Below are 7197 nucleotides of genomic sequence, written 5' to 3'. Positions count from 1 at the left end.
CATTAATATAACACAAGTGTATTAAAAAAACAATTGGTGCTATAATATATGTATGCCAAAAAAAGTTGACCATGAAAAACAAAAAAAAGTATTAGCAAAAGCAGCATGGCGGGTGATTAAAAAGGAGGGCATTGAAGGGGCTTCTGTCCGGAAGATAGCAAAAGAAGCTGGTTTATCAGCAGGCTCACTGCGCCACTACTTTTCAAATCAAAGTGAGTTATTGGCTTATTCCATGAATTTAGTTTCAGAAAGGGTGAAAACAAGAATTCAGAATGCAGCATTTACAGAGGATCATTTTGAAAATATGATACTGGTGCTTGGCGAGCTGCTTCCTTTAGATGAAGAACGGAGATTGGAAATGGAAGTCTGGATAGCATTTAATATTAAAGCTCTTGTTGACCCGAATCTTGCTGAACTTAGCAGCCGCGTATATGATGAAATGAAGGAAGGTATCCGTAAAGTCATTGAGGGGCTGAAGTTAAATGGGATATCCAGGTCAGATTTGAATGCAGGAGAAGAGGTGGAACGTCTCTATGCCCTGGTTGACGGTCTCGCCCTCCATGCAGTGATGAATCCCGATCATTTTACTGAAAGTAAAATGAAAGGGATTCTTAGAACTCACTTGTTATCATTATGCTAATAATGAATCCGATAAAACGGCTGAATTTTTCAGCTATTTTTTTTATTTTTGCCTTTTATCGAATGCCGGGACTAATCATCCAATATCATTAACTAAACGTTTAACTTTTTCCTGCAAGGGTACTGAAAACCAAAGAAACTGATTCATTGAAAGGATGATAGATTTGCCGCCATCACTCAATATAAAGATAAATGGTATAGAAATGAAGGCAGAGCAAGGTCAAACCGTTTTGCAGTTATTAAATGACAGCTCGATCGAAATTCCACAGGTCTGCTTCCATCCCAGCCTGGGAGCAATAGAAACCTGCGATACCTGCATTGTTTCCGTTAATGGAGAACTTGTACGGTCATGCTCCACAAAAATTAAAGATGGAGACGTAATTGATACCGTGGAACCTGATGTAAAACAGGCGCAGACCATTGCCATGGATAAGATTCTCTTTAATCATGAGCTGTATTGTACGGTTTGTGATTATAACAACGGGGGATGTGAAGTACATAATACGGTTAAGGCGATGAAAATCAATCATCAAAGCATCCCTTTTGATCACAAGCCATATGAAAAGGATGAATCTCATCCATTTTACAGATATGACCCGGATCAGTGCATTCTTTGCGGCAGATGTGTGGAAGCCTGTCAGGATGTTCAGGTTACTGAAACCCTTACAATTGATTGGGAGAGGGAGAGACCAAGAGTTATCTGGGATAATGATGTGCCCATTAACGAGTCCTCCTGCGTATCCTGTGGACACTGTTCCACTGTTTGTCCGTGTAATGCCATGATGGAAAAGGGAATGGAGGGGGAAGCCGGTTTTCTGACTGGCATTGCCAAAAACACCCTTCGTCCAATGATTGAAATCACTAAAAATGTTGAAACAGGATATGGATCCATCCTTACTATATCCGATATGGAAGCTGCTATGCGGGAAGAGAAAATTAAAAAAACCAAAACGGTCTGCACATATTGTGGTGTCGGCTGCAGCTTTGATGTATGGACAAAAGGCCGGGAAATATTGAAGGTGGAGCCTCAGGCGGAAGCGCCTGCTAATGGTATTTCTACATGTGTCAAAGGGAAATTTGGTTGGGATTTTGTGAATAGTGAGGAACGTTTAACCAAACCGCTAATCAGGGAAGGCGATTCATTCCGTGAAGCGGAATGGGACGAAGCTCTTGATTTGATTTCAAGAAAATTTTCGGAAATTAAAGAACAGCATGGTCCAGATGCATTGAGCTTTATTTCATCATCTAAATGCACCAATGAAGAATCGTATTTAATGCAAAAGCTTGGCAGGGCAGTTATAGGAACGAACAATATTGATAATTGTTCAAGGTATTGCCAGACTCCTGCAACTGTAGGCTTATTCCGAACTGTGGGATATGGAGGGGATGCAGGTTCAATCGAAGATATTAAAAACTCCGAATTAGTGCTTATTATCGGTTCCAATACATCTGAATCCCACCCGGTTCTTTCCACCAGGGTGAAACGATCCCAGAAACTTAACGGCCAGAAAGTAATCGTAGCTGACTTGAGGGAACACGAAATGGCAGAGCGTTCTGATCTGTTTGTGCGCCCTAGAGCCGGTACTGATATGGTATGGCTTTCTGCCATTACGAAATACATTATAGATCAGGGATGGGCGGATGAGAAGTTTCTGCAGGAAAAAGTGAATGGGCTGGAAGTATTTGTATCAAATCTGGAGAAATATACGCTGGAATTTGCAGAAGAAACAACCGGTATATCCAGAGACAATCTAATCAAAATGGCAGAAATGATTCATGAAGCCAATAGTGTTTCTGCATTATGGGCAATGGGTGTCACACAGCATCTTGGAGGCAGTGATACAAGTACAGCCATTTCGAATCTGCTGCTTGTAACCGGCAATTACGCCAAGCCTGGTGCAGGTGCATATCCTTTAAGGGGCCATAACAATGTGCAGGGGGCAGGAGATTTCGGAAGCAGTCCTGATAATTTGCCTGGTTATCAAAAGGTGTCAGATCCTGATGTGAGAAAGAAGTTCGAAAATGCCTGGGGTGTAAAGCTTCCTGAAAAAGCCGGAATGAATAATCACGAGATGGTAGAAGGAGTTCATGAGGGGCAGCTGAAAGCGATGTATCTGAAAGGCGAAGATATGGGCCTTGTGGATTCAAACATTAATTATGTGCAGGCAGCATTTGAGAAGCTTGATTTCTTTGTCGTGCAGGATATCTTCCTATCCCGTACAGCTGAGTTTGCAGATGTTGTTCTTCCTGCAAGCCCAAGCCTGGAAAAGGAAGGAACATTCACGAACACAGAGAGGAGAATTCAGCGTCTTTACCAGGCCTTCGAGCCGCTTGGGGATTCGAAGCCGGATTGGGAGATTATCATTGAAGTTGCCAACCGTTTGGGAGCGGGCTGGACATATACACACCCAAGCGAAATAATGGCCGAAGCAGCTAGACTTATGCCGTTATACGCAGGTGTTACTTATGATAGATTGGAAGGATACAATAGTCTGCAATGGCCAGTCGCTGAGGACGGAACTGACACTCCGCTCCTCTATACGGAAGGCTTCCCGTTCCCGGATGGCAAGGCAAGGCTTTTTCCGGTAGATTGGACTCCTGCTCTTGAATACCCAATGGAATATGATATCCATGTCAATAATGGGCGTCTTCTGGAACACTTCCATGAAGGCAATATGACCTACAAGTCAAAAGGAATCACCTCGAAAACACCGGAGGTTTTCCTGGAGGTATCACCTGAATTAGCCGAAGAAACAGGGTTGAAGGACGGCACGCTTGTCCGCCTGACTTCACCGTACGGCAATGTTAAAGTTAAATGCCATATAACGGATAGGGTTAAAGGAAAGGAAGTTTATCTTCCAATGAATGATAGAGGCGAGGCTGCCATAAATTTATTAACAAGCAGTTATGCCGACAAGGATACTGATACTCCCGCATACAAGGAGATAAAGGTTAAGCTTGAAATTTTGAGTGAAGAAGGGATCAATCCGCTTCCAAGGATCAATCACCGCTATGGCAATCCAAAGCCGCAGATTGGTGTAAACGTGCAAAAGAAATGGGCAAGAAAAGATTATATTTTCCCGGGAGAAATGGTGAAAAAGGAGCGGAAGCAGCATGGCTAAAGCGATTAATAACATCAAGCGTTTTGAATTAACCCCAGAGGATAAACGCAAAAAGGACCTGGAGGAAGTGGAGAATGCCCTGATAGATAATAAGGATTCCATTCTTGAGCTTCTGACAGCAGTAGGCCATATGCATGATCGGGGAGTTCTCTCATTATTGAATGGACTATTTGGACAGGGAGATAAAGTATTGAATGTACTTGTTAAAGCTTTGGATAAACCGGAAGCTACAAACACAATTAAAAACCTGCTGCTGATGGTTGGAACCCTCGGTACCATTAATGTCCGGCAGCTTGAGCCCTTGCTGTTAAAGTTAAATTCCGGTATTGCAAGAGTTGCGGAATATAAAGAAACGGATGAAAAAACAAGCTATTTTGACCTTGTTAAGGCATTGAAAGATCCAGAAGTCAATCGGGCAGTTACGCTTCTGATTACCTTCTTAAAAGGAATGGGCGAAGATACAAGCGAAATGGAAAGGAACACCCAGCTTCCCGAAGATCAGAAAATGCACAAAATGGAAAAAAACGAAAGAGATGTTCCTCCCAATAAAAGAGAATGATAGCAAGCCGGTGACCGATATTCGGGTCACTGGCTTTTATTATGCTATAAAATGCATATAGGTACATAGACTCGATTTTTGCCAATATTATCTTATAAAACAAATAAATAGCAGAATTTTGTGGAAAAATGGAAAATCATGTACTAGAATTGGAATATAAGATAAATAAATAGGTGAAACCCAATACATACATCATTTGAGAAGGTATTAGAAAGAGGGTAATAAAGTGGGCATCATAAATGAAAATAGTTTCATTGAAACAGTCCACATGAAAGGGTTGCAAATCTCCCTGATTGCTTCGGGGGATGGGACAGAGGTTATTTATCATAGGCTTGAACCAGGTATAATGTGGGGGATTGAGCCACAAAAAGGCTGGGAAGCACTAGAGTATTTATGTGTACTTTCAGGAGAATTAATTCTTAGAAGTGGACATGAAACCAAGACCATAAAGACAGGGGATTCATTTTATAGGGCACCAGTAGTGGAACATCATGTATTTGAAGCTGCAGATACCACTGAATTTCTTTATGTCACTTCAAGACCAGTGTTTTTTCATTATAGTAAGGTAACAAAGGAAATGATGGAGTTATCAATCTCGATTGAAGAAAAAGATGGATACACGAGAGATCACTGTCAAAGAATTAATAAACTATCTATGCTAGTTGGAAAAACATTGGAGTTAGATTCTAAGCAACTTGTAAACTTAAATCTAGCTTCCTTTCTCCATGATGTCGGTAAGTTGCGCATACCACTGGAAATATTGCAAAAGCCCAGTAAACTCACTCCAGAGGAATGGGAGATAATGAAGAAACATTCCACTTTCGGAAGGCAAATACTAGAGGAAACCGGTCTCCAGATCTTGATCGATGCAGGCAAAGTAGTCGAGCAGCACCATGAAAGATTTGATGGAAAAGGATATCCTCTTGGGTTGAAAGGCAGCGAGATTTCCATTGAAGCCTCAATAATTTCAATAATTGATTCTTATGATGCTATTACGTCTGATAGAGTATACAAAAAGGGCAGGAGCAAGGAAGAAGCTAAAAAAGAATTATTGAATTACCGAGGAACCATGTATCATCCTGAAATACTTGATGTTTTCCTTGAGCTGATAGATCAAATTTAAAATTAATGGAGGAAAAAAATGAAAAAGTTAGGGTTTATATTAATGGCAATATTTTTGAGTGCCGTTTTAGGGGTTAAAACCTCAGAGGCTGCATATTTACCGGAGTATGATAAATATGTCGAAGTTTCCTATGAAGATGCAAGAAAGATTGCTGATATGCTGGGATTGAAAGATATCCCATTAGGAGAGGAAACAGCAAGGTTATCATTTGAAATGCAAGAAAATTTAATTGCAAAAATTGAAGTGATACTTAAAACTGAAATAGATCATTATTATATATGGTTAACAGTTGATGGGAAGCCTGTTTTAGGAATTGACCCTCCAGTTCCATTGTATAATTAACTAATCTGAAGTGAATAATTTAGAGGGTGTCCATGCTATTGGGACACCCTCTTTTTTAATCTTCCGCCCCTGAAACGATTCTTTCCGAATGAGAATAAACATTAAAAGCCTGGCCGCGAATAAAGCCAACTGCTGTAATATTTAGGTCTTCAGCCAGCTTGATGGCTAAATCAGTCGGTGCTGATTTTGATAGAATGATGCCAACTCCAATCTTGGCGGCTTTTAGCAGGACTTCCGAAGAGATTCTGCCGCTGAATGCAATGACTTTATCCCTTACAGGAATCCTGTTTTCAATGCAATACCCAAGGATTTTATCCAGAGCATTATGACGGCCAATGTCTGTTCTGCTGACAATCATTTCATCAGCAGAAAATAAGGCGGCATTATGTACTCCTCCGGTTTCTTGAAAAGTCTGACTGCCATCCTGAAGCTGTTTCATATAAGAGATGCACTGGCAGGGAGACAAGGTCAGCTTTGATGTAGAAGTTCTGGCTGTCCTGGCATCATTGTGAAAATAAAATTGCCTGCTCTTCCCGCAGCATGAACCAATAAACCGCTTGGAGTGGAACTCATGGCTTGCAGTAGATGTTTGGGTATGCAGCTCCACATATGCAAATCCTTTGCTTTCATCTATTTGAATTTCCTTGATTTCTTCAAATCTCCGGACAAAGCCTTCAGAAGCCAAAAAGCCGATTGTTAATTCCCGAATATTCTCCGGGCTGCAGACCATTGTTGCGAACTCTTCTCCATTTAGATGAATCGTGAGAGGGTGTTCGGAAACAATTGAATCTTCTGCTTCCTGCAGGACTCCATTCTGAAATCTGACAATTTTTCTGCTGCTTTGAATATTCATAATTTTTCCCCCTAAAACCTTTAGACTAACAAAATATTAGCATATAATTTCAGTTAAACAAGATATTTAGATTGTTTAGTTTGACAATAATTGTATTAATTGATTTACTTATTAAAGTGTATACGGACTTGTATAAGTGATATTATACATGAAATAAGGGTATATGAGGGCTGGAATATGAACAAATATGAAGCTGAATTCAGTAACTTAGTGCGTTCCTTCCGAAAAAAACATATGGGCAAAGGACCAAGCAAGGTTAGGACTACTTTCTGCAAAAATTGGGCTATATGTGAAATGGAAGGTAATTTATCTCCTGTGGAAAAGTTTATAGCGAGTGCAGACGAAGGGAAGCAAATGCTTCGCGCTGCCAGAACAGAGATGGTCAAGGAAATGTACAAAAAAAACCGGCCGGCAGAGATGGAAGATTTTTTGCAGGCGCGGCTAATAGACCTTTTTGTGGATATTGACATAGAACGGGATTTTGGAATGTTAGTATTTGTATTCGATCAGGATATTCAAAGCAAGTTTATGGAATAAAAAGACTGAAATCTGGAAGATA

Annotated in this window: 7 protein-coding genes; 6 read left to right on the top strand and 1 reads right to left on the bottom strand. The window is 40.6% G+C overall.

Annotated features, from left to right (window positions below; translation table 11 throughout):
- Positions 1-52 precede the first annotated feature (52 nt).
- The 5 genes from BFI01S_RS08560 to BFI01S_RS08540 all read left to right on the top strand — a co-directional run bounded on the left by BFI01S_RS08560 (position 53) and on the right by BFI01S_RS08540 (position 5785).
- Positions 53-640 (top strand): TetR/AcrR family transcriptional regulator, encoded by a 588-nt coding sequence (locus BFI01S_RS08560; protein ID WP_061792244.1) that lies wholly within the window; start codon positions 53-55, stop codon positions 638-640.
- A 154-nt stretch (positions 641-794) separates the two neighbouring features.
- Positions 795-3761 (top strand): formate dehydrogenase subunit alpha, encoded by a 2967-nt coding sequence (fdhF, locus tag BFI01S_RS08555; RefSeq protein ID WP_061792243.1) that lies wholly within the window; start codon positions 795-797, stop codon positions 3759-3761.
- Entirely contained in the window at positions 3754-4320 is a 567-nt protein-coding gene (locus BFI01S_RS08550) for a helical membrane plugin domain-containing protein (RefSeq protein WP_061792242.1), read from the top strand. The genes fdhF and BFI01S_RS08550 overlap by 8 nt, the downstream gene beginning before the upstream one ends.
- 226 nt (positions 4321-4546) lie before the next feature.
- Entirely contained in the window at positions 4547-5443 is an 897-nt protein-coding gene (locus BFI01S_RS08545; protein WP_061792241.1) for an HD domain-containing phosphohydrolase, read from the top strand.
- An 18-nt stretch (positions 5444-5461) separates the two neighbouring features.
- Complete coding sequence (locus BFI01S_RS08540; RefSeq protein WP_061792240.1) at positions 5462-5785, top strand: hypothetical protein; 324 nt, start codon at positions 5462-5464, stop codon at positions 5783-5785.
- Between the two features lie 55 nt (positions 5786-5840).
- Here BFI01S_RS08540 and fdhD read toward each other — a convergent pair whose 3' ends face one another.
- Positions 5841-6638, bottom strand: a complete 798-nt coding sequence (gene fdhD, locus BFI01S_RS08535) for a formate dehydrogenase accessory sulfurtransferase FdhD (protein WP_061792239.1) — start codon at positions 6636-6638, stop codon at positions 5841-5843.
- A gap of 177 nt (positions 6639-6815) precedes the next feature.
- Between fdhD and BFI01S_RS08530 the strand changes: the two genes are divergently transcribed.
- A complete protein-coding gene (locus BFI01S_RS08530) occupies positions 6816-7175 on the top strand; it encodes a Na-translocating system protein MpsC family protein (protein WP_061792238.1) in 360 nt (119 codons plus the stop codon).
- Positions 7176-7197: the final 22 nt, after the last annotated feature.

Origin of the sequence: Cytobacillus firmus NBRC 15306, from assembly GCF_001591465.1 — a bacterium.
In the GTDB taxonomy this organism is placed as follows: domain Bacteria; phylum Bacillota; class Bacilli; order Bacillales; family Cytobacillaceae; genus Cytobacillus; species Cytobacillus firmus.
Note: the sequence above shows the minus strand (reverse complement) of the source record. Positions and strands in the feature narration are given on the sequence as shown.

Coding starts and splice junctions, on each gene's coding strand:
- BFI01S_RS08560 (WP_061792244.1), top strand. CDS start 53: ATGCCAAAAAAAGTTGACCATGAAAAACAAAAAAAAGTATTAGCAAAA.
- fdhF (WP_061792243.1), top strand. CDS start 795: ATGATAGATTTGCCGCCATCACTCAATATAAAGATAAATGGTATAGAA.
- BFI01S_RS08550 (WP_061792242.1), top strand. CDS start 3,754: ATGGCTAAAGCGATTAATAACATCAAGCGTTTTGAATTAACCCCAGAG.
- BFI01S_RS08540 (WP_061792240.1), top strand. CDS start 5,462: ATGAAAAAGTTAGGGTTTATATTAATGGCAATATTTTTGAGTGCCGTT.
- fdhD (WP_061792239.1), bottom strand. CDS start 6,638: ATGAATATTCAAAGCAGCAGAAAAATTGTCAGATTTCAGAATGGAGTC.
- BFI01S_RS08530 (WP_061792238.1), top strand. CDS start 6,816: ATGAACAAATATGAAGCTGAATTCAGTAACTTAGTGCGTTCCTTCCGA.